Origin of the sequence: Psychrobacter sp. AH5, from assembly GCF_040371085.1 — a bacterium.
Taxonomy (GTDB): Bacteria; Pseudomonadota; Gammaproteobacteria; order Pseudomonadales; family Moraxellaceae; genus Psychrobacter.
This window is the reverse complement of the sequence record NZ_JAMBMT010000002.1, coordinates 14,462-39,443: the sequence shown is the minus strand read 5'-3', so window position 1 is coordinate 39,443 and position 24,982 is coordinate 14,462. Positions and strand designations below refer to the sequence as shown.

Annotated in this window: 21 protein-coding genes and 2 pseudogenes; 10 read left to right on the top strand and 13 right to left on the bottom strand. The window is 40.3% G+C overall.

What is annotated here, in order from left to right:
• From M0N77_RS12860 to M0N77_RS12845, 4 genes are all read left to right on the top strand, one after another.
• A partial coding sequence (locus M0N77_RS12860) for a type I restriction endonuclease (RefSeq protein WP_353105656.1) occupies positions 1 to 370 on the top strand: 370 nt, incomplete at its 5' end.
• Positions 371 to 536: 166 nt separating this feature from the next.
• On the top strand, positions 537 to 1,571 hold the full coding sequence (locus M0N77_RS12855; RefSeq protein ID WP_353105655.1) for a hypothetical protein: 1,035 nt from the start codon (positions 537 to 539) through the stop codon (positions 1,569 to 1,571).
• Between the two features lie 19 nt (positions 1,572 to 1,590).
• Positions 1,591 to 2,217, top strand: a complete 627-nt coding sequence (locus M0N77_RS12850) for a hypothetical protein (RefSeq protein ID WP_192992592.1) — start codon at positions 1,591 to 1,593, stop codon at positions 2,215 to 2,217.
• A 212-nt stretch (positions 2,218 to 2,429) separates the two neighbouring features.
• Positions 2,430 to 2,894, top strand: coding sequence for an NUDIX hydrolase (locus M0N77_RS12845; protein WP_007115209.1), 465 nt, complete (start codon positions 2,430 to 2,432; stop codon positions 2,892 to 2,894).
• 254 nt (positions 2,895 to 3,148) lie between these two features.
• On the opposite strand, the gene M0N77_RS12840 is transcribed toward M0N77_RS12845, so the two are convergent.
• Positions 3,149 to 3,901, bottom strand: a complete 753-nt coding sequence (locus tag M0N77_RS12840) for a hypothetical protein (protein WP_011954800.1) — start codon at positions 3,899 to 3,901, stop codon at positions 3,149 to 3,151.
• 343 nt (positions 3,902 to 4,244) lie between these two features.
• Here M0N77_RS12840 and M0N77_RS12835 point away from each other — a divergent pair, with 343 nt between their 5' ends.
• On the top strand, positions 4,245 to 4,691 hold the full coding sequence (locus M0N77_RS12835) for a hypothetical protein (protein ID WP_353105654.1): 447 nt from the start codon (positions 4,245 to 4,247) through the stop codon (positions 4,689 to 4,691).
• A gap of 318 nt (positions 4,692 to 5,009) precedes the next feature.
• Here the strand turns inward: M0N77_RS12835 and M0N77_RS12830 are convergent.
• A pseudogene (locus tag M0N77_RS12830) lies at positions 5,010 to 5,336 on the bottom strand (DDE-type integrase/transposase/recombinase); the annotation flags it as partial.
• Between the two features lie 243 nt (positions 5,337 to 5,579).
• Here M0N77_RS12830 and M0N77_RS12825 point away from each other — a divergent pair.
• From M0N77_RS12825 to M0N77_RS12815, 3 genes are all read left to right on the top strand, one after another.
• Positions 5,580 to 6,746 carry an SEL1-like repeat protein gene (locus M0N77_RS12825; protein WP_198331103.1) on the top strand — a complete coding sequence of 389 codons (1,167 nt, stop codon included), beginning with the start codon at positions 5,580 to 5,582 and terminating at the stop codon, positions 6,744 to 6,746.
• 279 nt (positions 6,747 to 7,025) lie between these two features.
• Positions 7,026 to 7,619, top strand: coding sequence for a recombinase family protein (locus M0N77_RS12820; protein WP_011959997.1), 594 nt, complete (start codon positions 7,026 to 7,028; stop codon positions 7,617 to 7,619).
• Positions 7,620 to 7,925: 306 nt separating this feature from the next.
• A complete protein-coding gene (locus M0N77_RS12815) occupies positions 7,926 to 9,509 on the top strand; it encodes a Fic family protein (RefSeq protein WP_082787299.1) in 1,584 nt (527 codons plus the stop codon).
• Positions 9,510 to 9,786: 277 nt separating this feature from the next.
• On the opposite strand, the pseudogene M0N77_RS12810 reads toward M0N77_RS12815, so the two are convergent.
• The 8 genes and pseudogenes from M0N77_RS12810 to M0N77_RS12775 form a co-directional block, all read right to left on the bottom strand.
• A pseudogene (locus M0N77_RS12810) lies at positions 9,787 to 10,412 on the bottom strand (recombinase family protein).
• 340 nt (positions 10,413 to 10,752) lie between these two features.
• Positions 10,753 to 11,115 (bottom strand): DUF3817 domain-containing protein, encoded by a 363-nt coding sequence (locus tag M0N77_RS12805; RefSeq protein ID WP_058023733.1) that lies wholly within the window; start codon positions 11,113 to 11,115, stop codon positions 10,753 to 10,755.
• A gap of 333 nt (positions 11,116 to 11,448) precedes the next feature.
• The gene (gene lspA, locus M0N77_RS12800) at positions 11,449 to 12,156 is read right to left on the bottom strand and encodes a signal peptidase II (protein WP_037026031.1); all 708 of its coding nucleotides are present in this window, start codon (positions 12,154 to 12,156) and stop codon (positions 11,449 to 11,451) included.
• A 141-nt stretch (positions 12,157 to 12,297) separates the two neighbouring features.
• The gene (ccmI, locus tag M0N77_RS12795) at positions 12,298 to 13,578 is read right to left on the bottom strand and encodes a c-type cytochrome biogenesis protein CcmI (protein WP_025643930.1); all 1,281 of its coding nucleotides are present in this window, start codon (positions 13,576 to 13,578) and stop codon (positions 12,298 to 12,300) included.
• The gene (locus M0N77_RS12790; protein WP_020443538.1) at positions 13,575 to 14,057 is read right to left on the bottom strand and encodes a cytochrome c-type biogenesis protein; all 483 of its coding nucleotides are present in this window, start codon (positions 14,055 to 14,057) and stop codon (positions 13,575 to 13,577) included. The genes ccmI and M0N77_RS12790 overlap by 4 nt, the downstream gene beginning before the upstream one ends.
• A gap of 83 nt (positions 14,058 to 14,140) precedes the next feature.
• The gene (locus M0N77_RS12785; protein ID WP_011513682.1) at positions 14,141 to 14,803 is read right to left on the bottom strand and encodes a DsbE family thiol:disulfide interchange protein; all 663 of its coding nucleotides are present in this window, start codon (positions 14,801 to 14,803) and stop codon (positions 14,141 to 14,143) included.
• Positions 14,804 to 16,852 (bottom strand): heme lyase CcmF/NrfE family subunit, encoded by a 2,049-nt coding sequence (locus M0N77_RS12780; protein WP_025643925.1) that lies wholly within the window; start codon positions 16,850 to 16,852, stop codon positions 14,804 to 14,806.
• A gap of 121 nt (positions 16,853 to 16,973) precedes the next feature.
• A complete protein-coding gene (locus tag M0N77_RS12775) occupies positions 16,974 to 19,190 on the bottom strand; it encodes a heavy metal translocating P-type ATPase (protein ID WP_058025811.1) in 2,217 nt (738 codons plus the stop codon).
• Between the two features lie 142 nt (positions 19,191 to 19,332).
• Here M0N77_RS12775 and cadR point away from each other — a divergent pair, with 142 nt between their 5' ends.
• Positions 19,333 to 19,743: a Cd(II)/Pb(II)-responsive transcriptional regulator gene (cadR, locus tag M0N77_RS12770; protein WP_007394845.1), complete on the top strand. Its 411-nt coding sequence runs from the start codon at positions 19,333 to 19,335 to the stop codon at positions 19,741 to 19,743.
• Positions 19,744 to 19,890: 147 nt separating this feature from the next.
• Here the strand turns inward: cadR and M0N77_RS12765 are convergent, their stop codons facing one another.
• Both M0N77_RS12765 and M0N77_RS12760 read right to left on the bottom strand, forming a co-directional pair.
• On the bottom strand, positions 19,891 to 20,613 hold the full coding sequence (locus M0N77_RS12765; protein WP_025643918.1) for a CHAP domain-containing protein: 723 nt from the start codon (positions 20,611 to 20,613) through the stop codon (positions 19,891 to 19,893).
• 796 nt (positions 20,614 to 21,409) lie between these two features.
• A complete protein-coding gene (locus tag M0N77_RS12760) occupies positions 21,410 to 22,054 on the bottom strand; it encodes a DUF411 domain-containing protein (RefSeq protein ID WP_082787298.1) in 645 nt (214 codons plus the stop codon).
• A gap of 239 nt (positions 22,055 to 22,293) precedes the next feature.
• Between M0N77_RS12760 and lnt the strand changes: the two genes are divergently transcribed.
• A complete protein-coding gene (gene lnt, locus M0N77_RS12755) occupies positions 22,294 to 23,862 on the top strand; it encodes an apolipoprotein N-acyltransferase (RefSeq protein ID WP_068039556.1) in 1,569 nt (522 codons plus the stop codon).
• Positions 23,863 to 24,048: 186 nt separating this feature from the next.
• Here lnt and M0N77_RS12750 read toward each other — a convergent pair whose 3' ends face one another.
• Positions 24,049 to 24,975, bottom strand: coding sequence for a cation diffusion facilitator family transporter (locus M0N77_RS12750; protein WP_058025953.1), 927 nt, complete (start codon positions 24,973 to 24,975; stop codon positions 24,049 to 24,051).
• Between the last annotated feature and the right edge of the window lie 7 nt (positions 24,976 to 24,982).

Below are 24,982 nucleotides of genomic sequence, written 5' to 3'. Positions count from 1 at the left end.
TGTAATTAGAGCAAGCCTTGGTAATCGTGCTAAAGAAAGCCTGGTAGTAGATTTCATCAATAAAACCAACTTGGATAACATCCCTGATAAATCCAGCATTATTGAGGCCTTCTTTAGCTTTGCTCAAACAGAGCAGCAGCGTGAGGCGCAAGATATGATTGTTGCTGAAAATCTTAATGAAGAGGCAGCTAAGCGTTATATAACGGCATCTTTAAAGCGTGAATACGCCAGTGAGAATGGTACGGAGCTGAATGAAGTCCTACCTAAGTTAAGCCCTCTTAATCCACAGTACCTAACCAAAAAGCAAAGTGTTTTCCAGAAAATGTCGGCTTTTGTTGAGAAGTTTAAAGGTGTGGGTGGGAAAGTGTGATCGATAAGGCTGGGTGCTATAGATACTGCGCAACTAAAATACCCAAGTTAAACTATACGGGTTTGACGGAAGGAATTAGTAGGTCCAATAAGACGACATGCGTTGTCACATACAGTACGATCATCGTTGTCAACATGGATAAACTGAAATAGTATGGGAGAGTGTTTTGTCAAAAAATATAAGATTTGATTATTATTGTCTCAACGTAAATAAAAAGAGAAAGAGTAGAAAAAAGCAAGGTCAAGTCCACTTTGGTTTAATAAGTTCAGAAAAGATATTTAGTGAGCTACATGCTTACTATAAAAATAACGTTTCTCTTTTCCAACCTCAAAAAAAGAATGAAGGGAAGCTTCTAAGGAAGTTTCATAATAATAAAAAATGGGTTAGATGGATATCTATCGAAAAGGAAGATGATTACTACAAACTGTTGCTATGTTTTTATGACAGTGAAGTAGACGATAGAATCGTTGAGAATATAGGTGCTAGCAGAATAAAGCAAAAAATACCTGACGCGCATGGCTTAAGGACACTTGTACATATAGTCGTTAAAGCTGATAGTAGTGAAAAGATGCGTACTGCGCCTAATATATGCATTCAATCAGTAACTGGATTAACTAGACCATACATTAAAAGCATAATAGCTGAATTACTAGCATTGATAGATACTGACTTAGATCTCTTACAATCTGACTCGATGACAGAAGAGGATATAGAGTGCGTTCCTAATATCAGTTTTAACGTTGTTACAACCGATACAGTTCTGGATGACATTAAGAAGGGATTGTTAAATGGGGTTCTCTTAACCGGAACAAAGAGCAATGACACTGAGGGTGGTGTCGAACGTGACTTCGACAGTGTCTTAAAAACAGGTGAGACAACAGCAAGTATTACAGTCAAAATTGAGAAAAATACAACCGCTTGGGAGAAAATAACAGAATCAAAAATATTCAAATTTGCTGAGAATTTAAAGAAAGAAAACGAGAAAAGCTTCGATAAAACTCCTACAACATACCTATTAATTAAGAATGAAGATACGGGTTCAGAAATTAAACACGAAATTCTTGATGGTGTTCTTGATGGTTTTGCCAAGAGAACTTATCTGAAGTGGGAAGAAAGAGATTTAAATACACATAATAAGATGAATTTGGAGTCTCCTGAGCCTGTTGAGCAGTTCTACGATGAAATGATTAGTAACTTTTAATAAAATAATAGGAGGTCATATGCTTAATAAAGCGATACAAGTCTTTGATTTCCTTAATATCAAACATAAGAACAAAGATCGGGATCGGTCGATATCTATATTACGATATCCTTTAGTTTTACTGTACCCTTTGCTTATTTCTTTATTATTAAGTATAGGCACTACATGGTTAGCATATAGCTATGAGGAAAGTAACTACTTATTAAGTGACAGATTTGCAGATTTATTTACGCTGTTAGCCATTCTTCCAGGTTTTTATATAGCCTCTCTATCAGCAATATCAGCTATAAATAGAAAGGCAATAGATAAGTATATAAATGAAGATAACCCCCCTTTCCTCATTAAGCCTAATAAGGGGTTTCCAGGTACATACGAGCAGCCACTAACTCGACGAATATATTTAACAATGTTATTCGCTTATTTATCAGCAGTGAGTTTGCTTTTAACTATAAACCTTACAATAATAAGGTTCTTATTCTCTATAGAGGTAATCAAAGAATTTTTCCTTCTATCTAACTTTGATTACATTCCAATTGCTGTATATTTCTTCATTAGCGTAGTCATACTCTTCTTTATTACTCAGTTGATATTATTAACTTTAGTAGGAATAAACTATCTTGGTTATAGTGCATTAGTAAATGAATAGAGATAGATTATGCTGCAGTGAAACCAGCTATCCAAAGCGATAATAAAGCTAATAGCCTACCTAGAATAGACTAAGGTGGTAAAACCATTTTAGTTAACGTATCAAAAGACTATACCTATGGCGAATCAATCAGGTGCCTTCACTGGTTCGGTCCCCTAGTGAGGACTTGAATATTAAGCTATCCTCTATGTCCTATTCTCAATTGAGTTTTTATGTCTAATATACTAAGTAATGAACCTATAATACAATACGAACCACAGAGCCTACGTCCAATAGTAGCTACTATTGGAGTACTTTTTAAAGATGGAAAGGTGCTTTTAGTACGCCGTGCTAACCCACCCGATGCAGGTCGATGGGGTTTTCCCGGTGGTAAAATTGAACGTGGGGAAACTGTTAAAGATGCTGCCGTTCGTGAACTTTATGAAGAGACAAGCATTGTATCAAAAGCCTTTAAGACATTTAACGCTGTAGACGCGTTTGACTTTGATAGTAGTGGTAAGCTTCGTCACCATTTTGTTCTTGTAGCCGTACTTTGTATTTGGGTTTCTGGTGATCCTCTAGCAGGTGATGACGCCCTAGAAGCTAGATTTTTCGATATTGAAGATTTGATCAATGCAGATTTAGCCCTTAGCTTAGATGTTAAAGAAATAGCATTACAAGCAGCTGAGTTACTCTAAAAAGTAAGAAAGTTCGATGAGAGCATCCTATATTCTGTGTAACAGCTGTGTGGCTTTCATCAATAATTACACAAAATGTAGGATGCTCTCAGCTTTTCATGCTACCAGCCATCTGTTGGGCCAGTTTTTTAATGTCGTTTTGGTTAGTCATTGCTTATTCTCCAGTTAGTGGATTATAAGCAGTTACACAAAGTTTGGGAAACTCCCATTATCTGATTATGGCTATTTTCCCTTTTTTATTTTTCTGAAGGCGTTTATAATTTTTGACAGTTTTGCAATAACGCGTAGCCACCTTTAGATTTTTTTAAATCTAACAAAGAGTAGACCATTGAGTCTCCAAACACGCCATCATTAATAGTTCCTACGCTCAGTAAGTAGTTATTATTGGAGAATACTGGATTATTTTTTTTACTATATTGATCATCAAAGTTTAGCTGTTGTGAAATATTATCGTAAGTCACTGTCGCACTAGTTTTTTGGTTATTAAAGTGGTAGGTTACGCTTAGATTTTCGTTGCTATCACACTTGTAGTTGACGACATAATTTTGCTGGTTAGATGGTTGCTGCTGGTCAGTGATAAAGGCTTTCAAATTAAAGTTTTTTGCGGTGTTTGCATGCTTACGGGCATCATTGCGTGTTTGGCTTACGATAAGCTTATAATCCCCTGTATAAGGCAGGACTTGGAAATCACCAGAGAGTTCACTAGTTTTATTGTTATTTCCAAGATACAGTAACTTTAATACCACATCGTCTGATGTGTTTTGTCTTACTACTCTTAATACTTGATTAGCTTGTGCATGGAATATATATTCCTTTGTATCATAGCCAGTAATACTGCCCTTGATATCCAAAACTTGGGGGTTAGCAATATTACTGTGACTATTTTTATGAGAAGTCTCTACTGCATTAGTATACTGACTACTGTTATCAGGTGTTGTGTTACAGCCTGCTAAAGCAGCTATACACGACATCACAAATGCAAGGGCGAGTATTTTCTTTGATTTCATCTTAAAACCTTTCGTATTAAAAAATAATTGATTATTTTAACATCCAAAATAGTTGAGTTTATTGGTGTCGGACAAACTATATATTACATCCATATCTTCGAGTAGATTTTAGCTAGTACACAATAGACCAAAGCAAATCCAATGAAAAAACATAACAGATTAACACTCCACCCCAGTGAATGATATGTTCAAGCTAGTAAAATACGGCAAATATTCAAATATTATCCAATCAAGAATCCAAATAATCACGCACGGGGCGTTTATTAAATTGGCTAGCGTCTTTAATTTAGTTGACACAGAGTTTTGAACGCCCTCTTCTCTTATTATATTTAAAGGAAAAATTATGCGTACTTTGCTTCTAACGACAATGTGCTTAACGGGCAGCTTAACCCTAGTGGCTTGTAATAACCATCGTGCCGACACCACGGATCTGAGTAAGCAGCCTACAATAGAAGTGCCGGTAGCGTCAGCGGCATTTACTGCTTTTGGAAACACCGCTAAAGAAAAAATTTGGCGAATAGTGATTGAAGGAAATGAGCTAAGTATAGAGGCGAATTTCTTAAAGCCAACGACAGCAACAGTTATCGTGGTGGGTTCTGGTTCTGTCAATACTGAAGGTGTCGAATACGCGAGTACTATCAATGGACAGCCTATTGTTGTGAATATAAAAAATAACCTTTGTATTGATGACAATGGCTATCAAAATGAACTTACTGCAATATTAACTTACGCAGGCGAAGTATATCAGGGTTGTGCCGTTGCCGGTGCAATAGAAATTGCGCCCACATAGAAGATAAGCCTAACCTATGAATAAACCATTGAAGAAATTTAGCCTAGTATTCTTACCATCATTTTTGTGGGTCGTATTAACTGGGCTAGGATTTGGCTCTCAAAGTCTATCTAATTTGATTGAAATTATAGGAATTTTTATAGTATCTGTGCTGTGTTTATTTATCCCAGAACGATTTATAAAATATCAACACCTTCTTCTAATACTCTTAATAATCACTGCCTTAGTGCGTTTTTTAACCCCATATATACCGGAATAATATTAAACCAGTTGGCTATCTGAACCGCCCCGACTATATCGGAGAGCGTTTTATTTGAGTCAGGCAACTTTGCCTGATTCATTAAGACGATCATAATATTGCTTTTCAAACTCAAAAGGTGATACATAACCAATTGTACTATGCATTATCATATGAATTACCCGCGTTCCAACAAAGGTAATAACGCCAGAATCAGCCATCTTATCAGTATAACGAATAGATAAATACTGAACGCCTCTATCACTACGATGAATAACGTCTTTTGGGTTGTTTCTGTCTGCAATGGCTTGATTTAACGCTGCCATCACCATATCGATGTTCATACGATTAGACACCTTCCAGCCAACAATACTACGGACAAACACATCTATAATAAACGCAGTATATCCATAAGGAACCAATTAGGTACTTTCACTGATTCGGTTCCCTAGTGAAGACTTGAATATTGGGTTGTAGGCTAGTGGTAGCAACAGTTCGAGTTATCTAAATAATTGCAGTGTACTTCCTAGCGTACATTCGATGGGCTTTTCAAATATGAATGTGAACTAAAGATTCTCTGCGTTCACATATATGTTGCCCTTAGAATGAGCAAATAAACCGTACCAATGTCTATCTTGGAACAATTCAATATGCGAAGTTTAAAAAAAACTATAATCATTTTAGCTATATCTTTTGGGCTATCCATAACAGCTACAGCAGAAGAAATAGGAGACAATCACACTCAGCAAGAGCTTGCAAAACTATATTTAGAGAATTCAAAAGCGCCTAATGATAGCAAGAAATCTTATGAATGGTTTGCTGTTCGAGGATATGCGCCAGCCCAATTTATGCTTGGTCTAGAAGCTTATGATCGTGTAAATAAGATCAAATGGTATCAATTAGCTGCTGATAACGGACATCCCTCTGCTCAAAATAATCTTGCCAATATTTATTATATAGGTAAATACGGAGAACCTCGGAATTATGCCAAAGCTTTTAAATTGTATAAAATGTTAGCCGACAATAACGATGTTCACGCTCAATATCGACTTGGAGATATGTACTATCATGGGGCAGGCATTCCTCAAAGCTATAATCAGGCATTTAATTATTACCAAAAGGCGGCTAATAACGGGTCTACAGATGCTGAATACATTTTAGGACTTATGTATTACTCAGGCTTAGGCATTCCTCAAGATTATGGCAAAGCCTTAAATATTTTTCAGAAATTCGCTGATCAAGGAGATACTAATGCGGCTTACAACATTGGACTGATGTATAGTCGAGGTTTAGGTGTCCCTCAAAATAAAGACAAAGCTAAAGAGTGGTTTGAAAAAGTTATAAATCGAGATGATTATAGGTATATTAGTACACTTTCTGCTAAGTACCAGTTAGGACAAATGTATTATGATGGTGTAGATGTTCCTCAGAACTTTGATGAAGCTGTTAAATGGTTTGAAAAAGCAGCAGCTACTTCATACTACTATTATAACTATGGAGAGCTTAAACACGGAAGTAAGCCTGCTCAATATCAATTAGCTCAAATGTACTACAATGGAATTGGTGTGCCTCAAGACTACAGCTTAGCCTTCAAGTGGTATGAAAAAGCCGCTAGGAACCAATATTTCAATACGGTTGATGAGACATGGAGCAAAGGTAGTGAGCTTGCTCAATACTATCTGGGAATGATGTATCATAAAGGTTTAGGCGTTGATAAGAACGATTCTATGGCAAAAGAGTGGTTAAATTTGTCTTGTAAAAACGATTACCAAGCAAGCTGTGATTATCTTAAGAAGCTATTTAAACAGAAAAATTAGTTTCTAGGCGTATACCCCAAGGAAACCAGTTATTTTACCCTTCAAACATATTAACAGACTACTCAAAATAGACTGTTAATATGGAACCATCTATAACAGGCTTTTGAATTATGGGACTGGTCGCCGCGCTTTTGCCCTATCATTAGCCTATACCCAAAACATAAAACCTTTAAATGATAATCTATCTATCATTAGACTTTTTTATATTATTAAATGATAGTAATATCTTGTTATTATCAATGAGCACTAATTATTAAGTCTAAATAATAGAGGTGGGTTATGACTGTTCGTATTTATGTGAGAGCCAGCACTAAGGATCAAGACGCTACCAGAGCATTGGCTGATTTGGTGGCTTTCAGTACAAGTTATGATGATAACCATGTTGAGTACGTCGAGCATTTCAGTGGTACAAAGCTCGATAGACCATTATTAGCCAAGCTGCTAAAGGACGCTGAGCAAGGCGATATTCTACTGGTTGAAAGCGTGGATAGATTAAGCCGATTATCTCAAGATGATTTTGCAATTCTAAAGCAGCGTATCAAAGACAAAGGCTTGCGATTGGTGGTGGCTGATCTACCAACGACGCATACAGTTAATAATGGCATGACAGGTGAGATCCTAACAGTGATTAACCATATGCTGATCGACTTATTAGCAACGATGGCAAAGCTTGATAACGACAAGCGTAGAGAGCGTATCAAGCAGGGATTGGCTAACAGTGGCTATAAGCCCTCCGGTAAGAAGCCTAATACAACGAAACACAATCGTATTAGAGAATTAGACAGTCAAGGCAATATGACAAAAGAGGAAATCGCTAAGGCAGTTGGTGTTGGCGTAGCTACTGTTTACCGGGTGTTAAAGCCAGGCTCATAGCTGAGGTATTTTATTTTATTTTTGTTCATAAACAGCTGATATATAAGGCTTTACACGCGAGGCAAGAAGGCTTTATTTGCAGAAATAGGTACTCTATTACTACGTAGCTGTGTTAAGAACGGTGTATTTTCATCATTCAATTTCGTTCAATTATGCCCACTTAAAACGCCCTTCGATCTTTATCTAAAGACATCACAGCGTCATATAAAAATCGATTTAATGCAATGAGGCTTCATTATAATCATTATATTGCATTCATAATCGCTTTTCTGCAAAATGGCTTATCTATAATCGCTTGAGCCCCTCATGATGAATACCCCTACTTCAGACCCTATTGGCGCAGCATGGCTTATCCGTTATGCCAGCATCGAGCTGGTGTCCCCTTTATATGTCAGCAGTAGTATCGGTGGGCGCAGACAAACCTATAAAGACGGTGACGTCATTCATAACGCTTATCAGGAAACCGCGCGTCCACTGGACACTATCATTGCGCACTTACAGTTTCACATGCGTCATGAAGTACTGAATTTAGAGTTACTGGTTCGTCTATTTGAGCAGGTAGGTGCTGATGACGTACAAGCATGGGTAAACGCTGAGCCGACAGGCAGCTATGCCCGTAGAATGGCTTTCTTGTATGAGTGGCTCATGGGTCAGCAGTTAGCAGTACCGAGTAATTTAGGCGGTAACTATGTGGATGCTCTAGATGCTAAGAAGCAGGTTACTTCAAGCCCTGCGCATGTCATAAAGAATGCTCGTTGGCGTATCAATGACAATCTTGCAGGAACCCGTCATTTCTGTCCTCAATTGGTGAAAACAGAGTTGTTTACGCAAGCCGCTGCACTCGATATTGCCACAATGGTTGACAAGCTGAACGATGAATTTGGGCAAGACTTACTGATGCGTGCCTCCGTATGGATGACATTACGAGAGAGTAAAGCCAGTTTTACTATAGAAGGTGAAGGGAAAGAGTTAAAACGTATTGAACGTTTCGCCGATGTGATGGCACGGCGTACCGGCAAGGGCGATATTCCGCTTGATCCTGAGTCGCTAGCAGAGTTGCAACAAGAGATACTTGGTAGCAAAACGGTCATCCAGCAGTATGGCGTCCGTCAATCTCCAGTTTTTGTGTCGCATACTCAGGTCAATGGCTTTAAAGAGATTGTGCACTATATTGCGCCACCTGCTGATGACATTGCTGAAAAGCTCAAAGGGTTACAGGCATTTATGGAAAAGACCGAGGGACAATCGGCACTGATACGTAGTGCGGTTGCTTCCTTTGCTTTTGTGTATATTCATCCGCTAGCGGATGGCAATGGCCGAGTACATCGCTTCCTAATTAACGATGTACTCAGACGCGACCAGATCATTCATGAGCCGATTATCTTACCTATATCGCAAGCCATCGCTGAGCATCCCTCAGACCGTCATGCCTATGATAAAATTTTAGACCGTGTATCCGTGCCACTTATGGAGCAAATCCGTGATCATTACAGCTTTGATAAACAAGCGATTACTTACCCTGATGGTATTCGCTCAAACTTAAATTTTGAAGACAGTCACCTTATTCAACCGGCATGGCGCTTTATGGACCTGACGCCTCATGTTCAGTACTTATCAGGACTGATTGCGCATGTTATTGAAAAAGAGATGCATAACGAGTCACAGTACCTAAGACAACATGACCATGCACGACTGGCGATAAAAGAGATTATTGAGATGCCCAACAGCTATGCCGATAGAATCATTCGTAGCATGCTGCAGAATAAGGGTGCTAAAAGTAATAAGCTATTGAAAGATTATCCGTTTTTGGCAAATGATGAGGTTTGGGACGATATTTTCTCTGTGGTTGTAGAGACATTTAAAGATGAAGCAAATGGTTTGAATAGTTAGAACAAACTCTGCTATACGCAGGAAAGTCTGCCTTAATAATCAAGCTCAAGCTAGTATTTGTGTCATCGTTACGATAATGATTCGTTTATAAAAGATTCGGCTAAAATACTGTCACCTGAAACGTAATCAATATTTTTCTTACTTAAACAGAATATATTAGAGGAACTTTGATAACAGACAATTTTTATTTGACAAGGTTATTACAGATCCTCAAAATAATTTTGAGTATTTGAGTATTTGAGTATTTGAGTATTTGAGTATTTGAGTATTTATTTAGCTATACAGCTATCAAATGACGCGAGCACTTAGCTGTAGCTTGTATTTCAGAATAACTACGCCCAGATTTCAGAAGGCTAGCGATAATCTTACGCTTCTCGGTATCTTTCCTACGTCCTGAATATTTACTTTCTACCTTAGTACGAGAAATACCTTACATCTGACGGTTACGTCGATCTTCATAGTCCTTTCTAGCAATAGCAGCGAGCATATAAAGCATCATCGAATTGATGGCCTGTAATACGCTGCTCATAAATTCAATGCTGCTATCAGATTGAGGCGTTATATAAGAGGTCGGTAGCTCTTCTGATACTACCGCCAGCTTCTTTTCTAATAGCATTCTTTTGAGAGTATCCCAATCAGCTTGGTTTAAACGTGCTAAGCGGTCAATCTGCTCAACCAAATTATATCGCCTTCATGGGCATCATTTATCAGTTACATTAACTGTGGACGTATTAAAGTTGCGTCTGACTCGTTTTCAACATAGAAGGCGGCAATTTTGTGACCATGATCAGCAGCAAGCTATATGAGCTCACTTTTGGCACGCTTGGCATCTTGATCTTTGATTGGCGCTCTATGCTCTGATAAACATAAACACCTAAAATAGTCTGTTATAAGTAGTTCCATTATTGCAGTCTATTATAAGTAGACTATTAATTGATTAAGAGACCTGTTTTGATAGTGCCCCTGGGGTATACCCTAGGATAATAGGAAATCCATCGCGGATGACAAAACCTGTTTAGCTTTTAAACAATACGGGTTTGTCGATAGTATGTAAGATAAGTTCGAAAAGTGACTAGAGTGTTAGATTATTCATACTGGGTCTGAATTAAAATTTTATTGTGATTAATTTCTGCTCAATGTTATTCATTTGTCGCCATGATGAGTGATGGCGGCTTGTGATTTAGTTAGGAAAAATAATCTTGAGTAATAAGGTACGTTTGTAGCATTTGCAGCAGGGCTTGTTCTAGGCTTCTTTACTTACACTTTCCTGTAAATTCTTTTTTAGTAAATGATCGAATATAAACGGGCCAAAAGGTAAGAGTGAGCCGAGTACGCCCGCAGGTATTGCCCAAAGAGGCATTTTCATTTTGATAGCTGAGCCTATAAGTATTATGATATAGGTAATAAACAATATACCGTGTGCCATACCGATGTATTTCACACCTTCTGGAATGTCCAGCATATATTTTAGTGGCATGGCGATACAGAGCAATAATAAGAAAGAGGTGCCTTCTAGGTAGCCTATAATGGTAAGGCTTTTTAATGCGGCACTTTGTTTTTTTCTAAGATTATGTATTTGTTTGATAGTTAGCTGAGCATGTGACACTATATTATCCTTTTGTTATTTCAATAAATAATTTAGGCGGTATTCAATGTCTTTATAATAATGGCCCTGTCCAGAGCTTTGAAGTACTGGTTTTTGTCATCTACCACTTAGCACGTCACGCCTTCGTCTAGCCACTTCAAAATCATCCTGCGTTCACTCGCATACAATTATGCATTGGGTTTTGGGATATAGAATGAGAGAGTATTTGTATTAATCATATATCACCTTCCAGTTCGCATTTTTATAAACACACTTGAGTATAAAAAGTATCTTTCCGTATAGAGCAGCTATGACGCTAGTTCTTTTTATTTGTACTGATCAATATTCACTTGTTTATTCATTACGCTTACTTTCCAAAAATATCATATCAATTATAATCAACGCTACACCGACACAGACACCTATATCTGCAACATTGAAAATAGGATAATTCCAGACATCAGCATAATGCACATGGATAAAGTCAACCACTTTGCCAATTCTTAAACGATCGATTAAGTTGCCAATCGCACCGCCAAGCACTAAGGCCAACCCCATAGACAATAGCTTGGCTGTACGTGGCGCTTTGATTAAATAAATCGTTAAAAAGATAGCCATTACAAAAGCTAAGCCTGAGAAAAACCATTTCTGCCAACCGCCAGCGTCGGCTAAAAAGCTAAATGCTGCCCCATAGTTATAAGCGAGTGTCCAGTTGAGAAATGGTTCAATGACCGGTACGGGGTCATTGAACGCTAATTTGGTTTGGGCCAACCACTTAGTCCATTGATCAAGTATTAACACCATTATCGCCAACAAATACCAGATAAAAGCGCGACTGCCATTGGCAACCATTTTTGGCATTTTATCCAACTTACCTTTAGGTGTTATCGAGTTGCCTGAAGTCACGTACATAGCTTTAGGCGTATGATTCATGGTTTTAGAGTCAATCGATTGATGAGTACTACTCACAGCTATAGGTACTTTATTGTCAGCAATATTAGTACTAGCCGATTCAACGCTATTCAATTTAGTACTATCTAATCTGTCGGTAGATTCAGTCATAGTTGTTTTCTTTATCTGTGTTTATACAATGAACAATGTTAAACGTATATGTTTTTGGTATACGACTATTAATCGCGCCACTTTTATAAACGGCTCCACTTACCGCTCTGGTGTTATGAAACTTACGGTAATAATTTTTTATTAGGGAATCTGTTGATTGATTTCAACATTAACCTGAGTCTGTTCAGCGCTAATCACTATAGGATTACCCGATAAGTCGCCTGACTCTGCTATGGCATTACCGCTATGACTAATACGAGCAACGACTGCTAACTGAGTTTTGTCACTACGAGCTGAATTTAACGTGCGATCTGGCATCATCGCATCAAGATTGCTTAAGCGGATACTAGCCTCACCTTGCTTGATAATACTAATGGGTAAACGTTTGGCGGCAAACGGTGGACCTCCTTTAACGTCACGTATCGCAACAAACAACACATCATCAGCTTTCACTAACGGTAATAAATTAGCGTTAATTTTCACTGTCACGTCAATACCTTCTAGCGCTTGCTTTTCTTGCGTGCTAACGTAGTTGCTTAACTCATCTAAGCTTGCTAAAGCTTTAGTATGATCACCTGGTTTGGCCACAATGCTGCCTTGTAAGCGTTTAATCCAACCTTGCGCTTGGGCAAAGTTACTACTACGAGTCTCACCCATTGCCATGAGCATTTGAGCCCGTTCATGCTGCGGATTCTTAGCTAATATAGCTTGTAATACACGGCGAATATTGGCGTCTAACTGACCTTCATTAACGAAAAAGCTAGTCTGAGCATAAGTGGTGGCGATTTCTTCATTTTCAGGAGCTAAACGATAGGCACGAGATAAGGCTTCCAGCGCAGAATCAGTTGCCTCCATAGATAAGAAAAGCTCGGATAGGCGCATCCAGCGATTAGGATCATCAGCATTACGATGAACATTGGTTTGCATGGCGCTAATCAGTTGACGACCATCTTCAAACGCCCATGATGGCGGCTTGTCAATTTTAGCTGTCAATAGGTCGTCAGCCACTTGTCCTACTTTGTCCTCAGCTGTCCACAAATCAAACACGGGCGTACGATTGCCTATTAGTAAATACGCCATTGCAGCCAATATTGGGATCCAAGCTGCGACAATTAAACGGCTTTTGACATCAGGGGTGACCATAGGTGTTATCTGACGCTGCACATCTAATAGCTGACGCTCCAGTTCCAGCTTTTGATTTTGATAATGGCTATTATTAATAGTACCGCTGTCTTTATCTGTTTGTAGCTCAGCTAAACGTTCGCGAAATACTGCAACATTAATATCTAGCAGTTGATTGTCTATTGGTTTGGACTGCAAACGCGGTGCTCGTAGCCATGGCATAATAGCAATCAGCGCAAATATAAGAGCAATCAGCAAGCTTAGAGTTACAAATAAGCCAAAAGTAGAAAATAGAGTCATTTTTTGTCCTCTAGGCTAGTAATGTCGTGGTCGACACTCTCAGCTTGCGATAATAGACGATCAAGCTCAGCCTTTTCCGTAGAGGTCAAGGCAGCAGTACTGTTCACTGTGACGCCGCTTTGACCACGGGCAACAACTTGGCGACGCTTACTTTGCCAAAACCAACCAATAATTAAGACGAGCAATAATAGTGGTGGAAAAAACCATAGGATCCATGTTGATGGTCGCATAGGCGGCTTGTAGCTAATAAAGTCACCGTAGCGCTCTTGCATATAGACGCGTATTTCAGCATCACTACGTCTATCTTTAATTAAATCATAGACTTTTTGCTTTAGATCCTGTGCAATCGGTGCATCAGAGGCTGCAAGGTTTTGATTTTGGCATTTTGGGCAGCGAAACTCTTCTATTAATCCACGATACTGAGCTTCTTGCTGTGGTGAGTCAAAATCGTATACGTCAATAGCTGCGTTTGCCGTCATGTTAAGCAGACACGCTAGTATTAAGCTTGCTAGTTTTAAAACTATATTGGGTTTTAGTTGAGGAGCTCTTATTCGAGTAACGTTCATTTGCACATCTCCTCAACCTGAATGAGATCAGGACTATCGTTGTTCTTATTAGCCTTATTAAGTACTGTCAGGCACGGCTTAACACGCTGTTGCCAATTGGCTTCATTAATCTCACCAACAATATGCTGACGAATGATGCCATCTCCATCCACAACAAAGGTTTCGGGCGCACCAGTTATGCCTAAGTCTAGAGCAAACTGACCCAATGAATCCTGAATAGACATAGAAAATGGATCACCGCCTCGGTTTAAGTAACTGAGCGCATTACCAATCTCATCCTTATAATTCACACCAACGATATCAACGCCGCGCTCTTCTAGTTGCATTAAAAACGGATGCTCAATAACGCAAGTTGGGCACCATGAGCCCCAAACATTAAGTAAAAACGGCTTATCCGGCAAATTATCATTGGTGATAGTACGGGTAGTATCTGCTAATAACGGCAGCTCAAAGGTAGGAACCGGACGCTCAAGAGCGGTATTGGTCACAATGTCTGTTGGTTTACCTAAGCGCATGTACAATATAACTACCAAACCAAAAAAGAGGATAAGCGGAATTAAGAACCATAGCTTCGTCTGCTTTTTTTTCATTGTCTTTGGGTTACGCTGCTTACTGTTTTGGCTATCTTTTTGCTCAGGAGTATTATTCGACATAGTCATTTATTTCTCCTTTAGTGTCGACATCGTCGATACTGAGATTGCCTGCTCAATAGCTACCTCATTGACTCCATAAGTAGCCAAACTACCAGTAACTAGCAACGGAGCTTTAATTTTTTTGATGCGGTATCGTTTATCAAGCATACTAATTAATCCACCTAGAGCCATGATAATTGCCCCTAACCAAATCCAGCGAATTAATGGTTTTACATAAATCCTTAATGCCCATTGGTTACTACCATCGGCAATAGGTTCGCCCAGTGCGACATAAACATCGCGCATAAGACTGGGGTCAATAGCAGCTTCAGTTGTTGGCATCGTGCTGATAATATAAGTACGCTTTTCTGGAGTCAGTTTCGCCACTTCACGACCGTCTTTGGATACCACCACTTGCGCTTGCGTTGCATCAAAGTTACTACCCTTTATTTCAAAAAATTCAGTTACTTCAAAATCGTAACCTTGAACATTGACTGTATCGCCAATACCCATTGCTACGTCACGCTCAATACTCAGGCTACTAGTAAAGGCTATGCCAATGACAGCAACCAATACGCCAATATGAGCAGTCTGTTGACCCCAATAGCTAAGACGCAGCTGACGCAGACCTTTAAAGAAATTAGGGGCGTTCTTGGTTTTGTCTCTAAAGTCAACGATCATCCATAGCAGTACCCAAAAGCTCACCGCTAAAGTCACGCCAATATTGAACATAGCAGATGGACTGGTAAAGTAGGCGATAATAGCAGCCAATACGATACTACTAGCGGCAATGGCGATACCCACCCCTAGTAACGGACGCTTATCTTGTTTCCAGCGAATATTAGAGCCCATACCCATAGCGATTAACAACAGCCATGTCAAAGGCACAAACAGCGCATTGAAGTATGGAGGCCCTACAGATACCTGACCGAGACTAAAGGCATCAGCGATAATAGGATAGAGGGTGCCGAGCAGCACCACTAAGGTTGCAATCAAAATGATGGCGTTATTGATCACTAAAAAGGACTCACGTGAAATCAGCTGATATTGACTTTCAACGGTTAAACGCCAACCGCGAACGGCAAACATTAATAGACCACTACCGATGATAATGCCAAGAATAGCTAAGATGACCAAACCACGCGTCGGATCAGCGGCAAACGAATGCACTGAGGTAAGGACTCCAGAGCGTACCAGGAACGTGCCAAGCAAGCTTAAGGCAAAGGCGAAAATAGCCAGCATGATGGTCCATGCTTTAAACACCCCGCGCTTTTCAGTGACTGCTAATGAATGCAGCAATGCTAAGCCGACAAGCCAAGGCATAAACGAGGCGTTCTCTACCGGATCCCAAAACCACCAACCGCCCCAGCCAAGCTCGTAGTAGGCCCACCACGAGCCCAGTGCAATACCAATGGTCAAAAATCCCCAAGCCGCGAGCGCCCATGGACGTGACCAGCGTGTCCAAGCAGCATCTAAACGCCCTTCCCACAATGCCGCCATACAAAATGCAAAAGGCACTACCATACCCACATAGCCCATATATAACATGGGCGGATGAATAATCAGACCGAAATCTTGTAGGACAGGATTTAAATCAGCGCCATCGACCGCTAGATTGGGTAAGGTACGCTCAAACGGTGACGAGGTAAATATCAGCATTGTTAGCATCATTAACTGTACACCGGCCAAAATAACTAATACCCGCGCACGCATTGATAACGGCAAGCCGCGACTAAAGTATGATACCAGTGCACACCATGTGGCCATGATGGTCATCCATAGCAGCAAAGAGCCCTCGTGTCCGCCCCATGTCGCCGATAACTTATAGTACCAAGGCAACAGCGTATTGGAATGCTGCGCGACGTAACTGAGGCTAAAATCATTATAATAAAAACCTGCTATCAAAGCGCCAAATGACGTTATCATGGCGGCAAACTGTGCCCAAGCTAAGCTAGGGGCTAGTCGTTGCCAAGCAACTTGGTTACGAATAACACCAATAGTTGGCAGAATTACCTGCAATAACGCCAATACAAAAGCGGTAAGCAAGGCAAAATAGCCCAATTCTGTAATCAACATACGGTCTAACCTTATTTACTCTAATGCGGTTGCAGTTTACTGTAGCGGTGGAATTTTTATTATTAGAACCCACCCCCGAAATCTGCTGCTATCTCTAGTTTTTAATTGATTTCGAAGGGTTTTATTTAACTACTTTAGGCGGAGTTACCAGTGGAGGCGCGCCTTTAAAGCGCAGTAAACGTAACGCATTGAGAGTAACGAGCACTGTTGCTCCAGCATCAGCTAGAACCGCAATCCATAGTCCAGTAATGCCGAATACGGTCGTGATCAGAAAGACGCCTTTGAGACCTAAAGCGAAAATGACGTTCTGATGAATGTTGCGCATGGTGGCACGCGAAAGTGCAATCAGATGGGCCATGTCTGTAACACGACTTTTTAATAATGCGATATCGGCCGTCTCAATGGCCACATCGGTACCACCACCCATCGCGATGCCAACATCAGCGGTTGCTAGTGCTGGCGCATCGTTAATACCATCACCCACCATCGCTATTTTGCTGTTATTCTTCATCTCGTTAAGCAAGCGCAGTTTGTCCTCAGGCAACAGCTCAGCTTCCCATTCCACGTCTAAATTACTGGCAAGTGCTTGAGCGGTTAAGCGGTTGTCGCCTGTTAGCATGACGGAGCGCACACCCATCGCTTTAAGTTGAGCCACACCTTCATGAGCGTCGTCTCGTAACTCGTCTCTTAGTGCGACCAATCCAAGCACTTCTCGACTTTGCTCATCGAAAAGAACTGAGACGGTCTTGCCCTCATTTTGCAGCGCCTCGATTTGTGCCTGTTGCTCGGCTGAAATTGATGCCTCATCTGCGGCATAAACAGGCGAACCGATAGCTAGCGCGCGCCCAGCGATAGTTGCGTGTACCGCTTTACCCGCAGTAGCAGAAGCTTTAGAAGCCACAGGTATGACAACTTTGGCGGCTTTGGCATGACTGACAATAGCTTCAGCAAGCGGGTGACTAGAACCTGTCTCCACACTGGCAAAGAGCGCCAATACCTTATCTTTACCTTGAGAACCCTGATCCTGAGAATCCTGACCTTGAACACTTGAATACTCTTGTGTAATGTCAACAACATCGGTCACGCGTGGTTTGCCTTCAGTTAAAGTGCCTGTCTTGTCAAAAGCGACTGTCTTCACTTGGCCGATGGTTTCTAAAGCACTACCGCCCTTGATCAGCAAGCCGCGGCGCGCACCGACCGCTAGACCAGAGGCGATAGCAGCTGGTGTTGAGAGCACAAGAGCACAAGGACAAGCGATCAATAATAAGGCTAGACCTCGATATAACCAAGTTGACCAATCTCCGCCCATGGTTAACGGTGGGACGATGATAATTAGGGCGGCAATAGCCATCACAGCCGGTGTATAGTAACGACTGAATTTCTCAATAAAACGGGCAGTGGGTGCTTTGGAAGCTTGCGCTTGCTCTACCAAATCAATAATGCGCGAAATAGTGTTATCGGCGGCTGTCTTTTCTACGCGCACTTGGAGCACACCATCGATGTTAATTGACCCTGCAAATACATTGTCACCCATCGTCTTGGCAACAGGAACAGACTCTCCCGTCACGGGCGAATCATCAAGGCTGGACGCACCTTGAACAATGGAACCATCAGCAGATACCCTATCTCCAGGACGCACCAGCACAAGGTCATTCACTTGTAGTGAAGTCGCTGGAACGTTACGCTGCCCACCTTGAGCATCAAGTAAAATCGCACTTTTCGGAACCAGCGATGATAAGGCTCTGATGCCAGCGCGAGCGCGATCAGCAGCGATACTCTCAAACAGTTCACCGATTGAGAACAAAAAGACAACCGCTGCGGCCTCTTCAGCTTCACCAATGATAAGTGCGCCAAGCACGGCGACGGACATCAGCGTTTCAATTGAAAAGAATGAACCTGTTTTAGCCAGTGCTAAGGCTTTGCGTGCAAATGGAAAAACGCCTACAATCACAGCGATGGCAAACACCCATATCCCATAAGCGGGGAACAGTAGTGACAGTGCATAAGCGCTGCCCATCAAAATACCGAGACCAACAACCTGTTTGCCTTTTTGAGTTTGCCACCACCGCTTATCCTGCGGAGCCATCTGATTGTCGCTGTCAATATCAATAGCCGATACAGTTTGTTGACCAGTATTGGCAGATATACCGAACCCTAGGCTTTTGATTGTTTTTTCGATATCACTAGCCTGAGTCGGCGCACCAGGGGCTAAATTTAGCTCTAGCGTTTCTGTAGCGAAATTCAGCTGAACATCAGAAACCCCAGGCATACGTTTCAAAGCTGTTTCAATCTTGCCGATGCAACTGGCACAGTCCATACCTTCAATATGATATTTCATAATAATTTACCCTTTGAATAATGATATTATGAACCCTATAGTGGCTTTAGAGTCAAGGTTATTTATCTACAGTTTCGTAATTTTAATTTCTCTAGCGCTAGTCTTTACAGCCACTTTAATTATTTAAATCATAGAGGTTGTTATGACAATCAAAATTGGTGAGCTCGCTAAACGCACAGGTGCCACAGTAGAAACCATTCGCTATTATGAAAAAGAGCGTTTATTACCCGAGCCTTTTCGTAGCGAAGGGAATTATCGTTTATATAATGAAGAGCACATTGAGCGTCTACAATTTATCCTACATTGCCGTACGCTCGATATGGCTTTAGATGATGTGCGAATCTTACTTGAATACTGGGAGTCGCCTGACAAGGACTGCGGCGATGTGAATAACTTGCTAGATGAGCACATTCATGCTGTGGAAATACGAATGGAAGAACTGATGCACTTAAAGCATCACTTGACCGTTTTGCGCCAGAAATGTGCAAGTAGTGCACCAGCGTCATCATGTGGCATTTTAAACGCGCTTGTCGATAACTCCTGTCATGAGTAATGATATCAGTAGTGTTCATTTCTGACGGATCAAATCATGAAAGGTTAAATACGCCCTGATGTTAAGCACAAAAAAACCCAGCAATGATATTAAGATCACTACTGGGTTGGAGGAAATAACAACTATGTTGTGCTGACTTAGAAAGTCTTATTTATCATTCATAGCAAGGTGGATATTACGATCTGATGCGGATGCGTCATCCACGTATTTTGAATCGCGCCATGTCGTATAAGCATAGACACCACTGTATGGGCTGATGCTGTTCTGACGGAAATCAGAAATCCAATTTTCGCCATCAAAGATTTGGATATGGCCATGCGGGCGCTTTGATGAGCGATCATAGACAATAACATCACCTACTTGGGTTGGCATATCATTACTGATTTTGCTAAAACCTGCTTTATCAAGCGTGCCACGAGTGGCGTACTGATAGGCTGAAGGATTGGGTGTAAATTCATAACCAGCTGATTGTAGTGCTTTACGTACGTAACGGGCACAATATCCAGAGCTGCCAGATAAAGCCACTTTTGAGGCGCGAGCAGCAGCGATAGCGGGGGCTGAATTGCTGTCAGGAACTGTATTGACTTGCTGCTGTTGTTTTTCAGCGTATAAGCGGCTGTTTAATGATGAAAGCTGATTCTCTTTTTGCTTGGCCTGCGCACTTAGGTTGCTAATTGCTTGACTAATTTCATCATTATTAGAAACATAAGCACCACTTTTGGTGCTATAGATGTTTTTTGATGAACCGTAGTTTGATGCCACAGAAGTATTGGTGATGGTATTATTTGTTTGAGAGATTGTGATAGCAGCACCACTCGTTTGTGCTATGCCCATACCCAGTACTGACAAAATCAATAAAGCCTGTTTCATAAATCTAATACCTACGGTTAATTCAAAATCGTCTGTTATCAACAACAGCGCAGTCAATTAAATCTCAATAACTCAAGTATATATATGTCATAGTGACTGATACTTCTGCTGCATATTATTCATATAAAAAATGATTATTGGCGATCACAGCTCATTGAAGTCTTACGAAGCTGTTACAAATCAAGCTGCTGACCAAAACACAAAGCCGACTTTAGCATAGGTTGTTTAGCCTGTCATTCCCCTTAAAAACCCCAAAAATACTTTTTTGATGTCGAAAAAATTGCTAATATCCCACATTTTACAATGTAAGTTTGTGTAACATGTACAGAATATAGCTGACTAGATTGACCACAATTTCTACTGTTTTATAAGCAAAAAAACGTCTGAGGGTTAAATCTATAATTTAGATTTAACCCTCAGACGTTTTTCTATTGGATGAAGTAATTACCCTATATAGGGTCTAACTAATTATTAAGATAATATAATAATTTATAATATTAATATAGATGTTAATTCCCTACTGGCTTATGTAATATTACGTAATTGTTTCGATACATCCTGTATATTCTTGTATTAACCCTTAATTATTTATCTATTTTAAGGGTTAATAACCGATAAATCCGCTTACATTGTCATCAAAAGTTACAAATTCAAAGTTATTTTTGCTTTTAAAGTCGCAATAGCTAATGATTTTTTTGATGAAGAATCATTTTATAAGCAATAGAACAGTCTTATACCTGCCTCATTTACTTTTAACGCTAACACTATAATCAAAGTATTCTTAACTGCTAACACACTATAATTGCTGCTCTACCGATTCAATATCAGCATAAACTTGGGTCGTCCCGTCTTTATTGAGCTGCATAACCTGATAGGGCATGAATTTATTTTGATACTCCATACCTGGGCTACCAACAGGCATGCCAGGTACGGCAAGACCCATAGCTTGTACTGGCGGATTTTCTAAAAACTGCGCCATATATTTAGCGGGTACATGACCTTCAAAGACGTAACCATCAGTAGTGACTACAGTATGGCAAGAACGCATTTCATTTGGAACGCTGTAGCGCTCTTTAAATACGGCTAAGTCCGCAACATCTTGCGCGGTTGCACTTAGACCATTATCTTCTGCATGACTTATCCATTCTTTACAGCAGCCGCAATTGGCATCTTTATAGACAGTGGCTGAGACGTTTTTTAGTAGGTCTGGTTTACTTACTGATGTCATCATAGGAGTATTTATAACGTTTGGTTCAGCTGTCTTCGGAACAGTCACTACATCTTCAGTTGATGCCGATGTTGTGCTTGCATCAGATACGCCACTACTCGGTTGGCTACAAGCAAATAGTGATGAGGCGGCAAGTAATACTAACGTACTACGCAACCCCTTAGACAGATAACGATTGAATATAAGACTGGATTTTATTTTTAAGGGGGTCATAGTGCTCTCTCATGTACTGTAGATATTGTGAGCTATAGAAGGTCAAGTAACACTTCATATCGTTTGGTAATGTAGCATAATAACCCATCAAACGGAGTACGTAAATTTATCCATTGAGCAGTGCGGACTGGTATCATAAGCAGTTTTCATTTTGAAATGCTGCCTGTAGTATTAACAGGTCTATCCGAGTTTTGGATTTTGACTAAAAATTCAAAACTCATAATTTTGGATAATTTGCGATGCGCCTGTCTACTATTAATCTACAAAAGCGTTTGAGTACTCACTCAAATCAATTACCGCTATGGTTTACGCTAGTAGCAGCATGGCTTGCAGGGGCTATTTTTTTATTTGCGCTAGCGCCTCATGGGTTCTGGCCGCTAGCAATAGTGTCACCAGCGATTTTATATGCGCTGTTGGTACCAAATATGAGTGGTCGTCGCGCTTTTATTATCGGTGAAGCTTACGGTATGGGGCTATGGTGCGTCGGCGGCTTTTGGCTCTATACTGCCATCCATGATTATAGCGATACTCCAACGTGGCTCGCATTGATTATGATTGGATTGATGGGTCTCGGTATGGGACTGTTTCATGGATTTTTAGCACTAGTCTTTAACCGTATGGTAGGCAAACAACCCTTTTCATTTGCTGCTCTTTGGGTGCTACAAGAATGGTTAAAAACTTGGTTATTCACAGGCTTTCCGTGGCTATTTGTTGGTTATGCATTTACTGAAGAGTATTGGTTATCGTCCTTAGCACCCGTTGCTGGTGTTTTTGCCGTCTCTTTTGTTGCCATACTATTGGCTGCAAGTTTAGTAGAGCTACTGCTTCGACGCAGTAGTTATGCCGTCGTTTCTGTACTGTTATTAGCCATTAGCACATCATTATGGCTGGTCAATCCGCAATGGACAAAACCTAAGGGCACACCTGATCTGTCAGTGTCATTGATTCAAGGTAATATTTCACAAGATATAAAGTGGCTGACGCAATATCAAGTAGAAACGCTAAAGATTTATGCGAAGTTAACGCGCACTGAGTGGGGACGTGATGTGGTGGTGTGGCCTGAATCATCTATTCCGATGTTTCAGGATGAGGCTGCGGGCTTTATTAGTGAAATGATAGAAATGGCCAATGCGACCAATACGACATGGATAACTGGTATCCCTTATAAGGATAAAGCGGCATTCAATGCCAGTACGGATAAGTATCCCCCATTTTACAATAGCGTGATTGCTCGAGGTGTAGAAGCGGAAGGCCTATACAAGAAGCAGCGTCTAGTGCCTTTTGGAGAGTATATTCCATTTGAAGGCGTGCTCGATATTTTCCCAAGTTTGGCCGGTAGTCAGGATATTAAGAGCTATAGTCGTGGTAGTGATCAGCAGTCACCGCTAAAGGTGCGTGAACACAATATAGGGACGGCTATCTGTTATGAGGTAGCTTATCCAGATACCACGCGTAAAAATGCCATCGATACTGACTTTTTGTTGACCGTCTCTAACGATGCCTGGTTTGGCACTTCAGCAGGACCATTGCAACATTTGCAAATGGTACAAATGCGCGCGCTTGAGAACGGGCGCTGGTTTATTCGAGCGACCAATACTGGTGTTACCGCTATCATTAACCATAAAGGTCGTATTGTAAAACGCGCACCGCAGTTTGAGCGTACTGTACTACGTGGTGAGATACAGGCACGGGTTGGTAACACGCCCTTTATGCTTATGGGAAATTATCCTATCTTGATAATAATAACCCTGTTATTACTAATAAGCTATTTTGGCAAAGGTCTAACCACACTTAGAAGACGAGGGTAATAGTAAACTTAATCATAATAATTTAATCAGCGTAAGTTTTTTATTTTTTCTAGGTAACGTCCTAACGCACGTAAATATAAAAGTTTTAAACTATTGATCACATAAGAACTGATTGAAAAAATTATGTTGACATAAGGCACGCGCCTCATACTTAAAAAGAGATAGCTATATACGGTCTATCATCTTTTAGTTGATACTTTCATTTAATGCACGCGATTTTTGATTGTCATCTGCCTTAGTACCAAATTCAATAGTTGCATGTTGTATATTCTGATGCGCCAAATCTTCCTTGATGTTTTCTTTCATAGTAATAGTCTCTTCAAACGTTATATCGGTCTTCGGTACAATATGAACTGTAAGAGCATTCTCAGTGGTACTCAAAGCCCAGATATGTAAATGATGAAAGTTTTGAATAAAATTATAGCTCTCTAAGATAGCAGTGATTTTACTGAGATCAACATTTTGAGGTACTCCGTCGATAGCAAGCTTGATACTCTCTTTTAGTAGACCCCAAGTCGATAACAGTATAACGACTGAAATAATCAAGCTAACTAGAGGATCAACGATATTCCAACTTGTATAGTAAATAATAATGCCCGAGATAACGACACCTACAGAGACCAATGCATCTACCATTAGATGCAAGAAAGCACCTTTGATATTAATATCGTCTTTTTGACCTTTGTAGAATGCAAAAGCAGAAACAGTATTTATAAATACACCTATTAGAGCTGTAATAATAATAACTTTTCCTGCAACTTCCGGTATCGTATCAAATCGACCCAAGGCCTCATACGCAATACCTATAACGATTGTAACTAACAATATGGCGTTAATAAGAGACGCCATTATAGAAGCTTTTTTGTAGCCATAGGTATAAAGCGTAGTAGATGCTTTCTGTGCTAATTTCATTCCAATTAACGAGATTATTAAACTGGCAACATCACTTAAGTTGTGGCTAGCGTCTGCGATTAAAGCTAATGAATTAGTTGAATAGCCCACTATAAACTCGATGAGCGTAAATGCAGAATTTAGACCAATCCCAATATAAAAAGCTTTATTCATATTTTTAGGGTCTGGAGCTTGATGACTGTGGTTATCTGAATTACTCATAATTTAC

Excerpts from the sequence above, each read along its gene's own strand:
- M0N77_RS12850 (WP_192992592.1), top strand. The coding sequence starts at position 1,591 with ATGCTTAATAAAGCGATACAAGTCTTTGATTTCCTTAATATCAAACAT.
- M0N77_RS12845 (WP_007115209.1), top strand. The coding sequence starts at position 2,430 with ATGTCTAATATACTAAGTAATGAACCTATAATACAATACGAACCACAG.
- M0N77_RS12840 (WP_011954800.1), bottom strand. The coding sequence starts at position 3,901 with ATGAAATCAAAGAAAATACTCGCCCTTGCATTTGTGATGTCGTGTATA.
- M0N77_RS12835 (WP_353105654.1), top strand. The coding sequence starts at position 4,245 with ATGCGTACTTTGCTTCTAACGACAATGTGCTTAACGGGCAGCTTAACC.
- M0N77_RS12825 (WP_198331103.1), top strand. The coding sequence starts at position 5,580 with ATGCGAAGTTTAAAAAAAACTATAATCATTTTAGCTATATCTTTTGGG.
- M0N77_RS12820 (WP_011959997.1), top strand. The coding sequence starts at position 7,026 with ATGACTGTTCGTATTTATGTGAGAGCCAGCACTAAGGATCAAGACGCT.
- M0N77_RS12815 (WP_082787299.1), top strand. The coding sequence starts at position 7,926 with ATGATGAATACCCCTACTTCAGACCCTATTGGCGCAGCATGGCTTATC.
- lspA (WP_037026031.1), bottom strand. The coding sequence starts at position 12,156 with ATGACTGAATCTACCGACAGATTAGATAGTACTAAATTGAATAGCGTT.
- ccmI (WP_025643930.1), bottom strand. The coding sequence starts at position 13,578 with ATGACTCTATTTTCTACTTTTGGCTTATTTGTAACTCTAAGCTTGCTG.
- M0N77_RS12790 (WP_020443538.1), bottom strand. The coding sequence starts at position 14,057 with ATGACGGCAAACGCAGCTATTGACGTATACGATTTTGACTCACCACAG.
- M0N77_RS12785 (WP_011513682.1), bottom strand. The coding sequence starts at position 14,803 with ATGACTATGTCGAATAATACTCCTGAGCAAAAAGATAGCCAAAACAGT.
- M0N77_RS12780 (WP_025643925.1), bottom strand. The coding sequence starts at position 16,852 with ATGTTGATTACAGAATTGGGCTATTTTGCCTTGCTTACCGCTTTTGTA.
- M0N77_RS12775 (WP_058025811.1), bottom strand. The coding sequence starts at position 19,190 with ATGAAATATCATATTGAAGGTATGGACTGTGCCAGTTGCATCGGCAAG.
- cadR (WP_007394845.1), top strand. The coding sequence starts at position 19,333 with ATGACAATCAAAATTGGTGAGCTCGCTAAACGCACAGGTGCCACAGTA.
- M0N77_RS12765 (WP_025643918.1), bottom strand. The coding sequence starts at position 20,613 with ATGAAACAGGCTTTATTGATTTTGTCAGTACTGGGTATGGGCATAGCA.
- M0N77_RS12760 (WP_082787298.1), bottom strand. The coding sequence starts at position 22,054 with ATGACCCCCTTAAAAATAAAATCCAGTCTTATATTCAATCGTTATCTG.
- lnt (WP_068039556.1), top strand. The coding sequence starts at position 22,294 with ATGCGCCTGTCTACTATTAATCTACAAAAGCGTTTGAGTACTCACTCA.
- M0N77_RS12750 (WP_058025953.1), bottom strand. The coding sequence starts at position 24,975 with ATGAGTAATTCAGATAACCACAGTCATCAAGCTCCAGACCCTAAAAAT.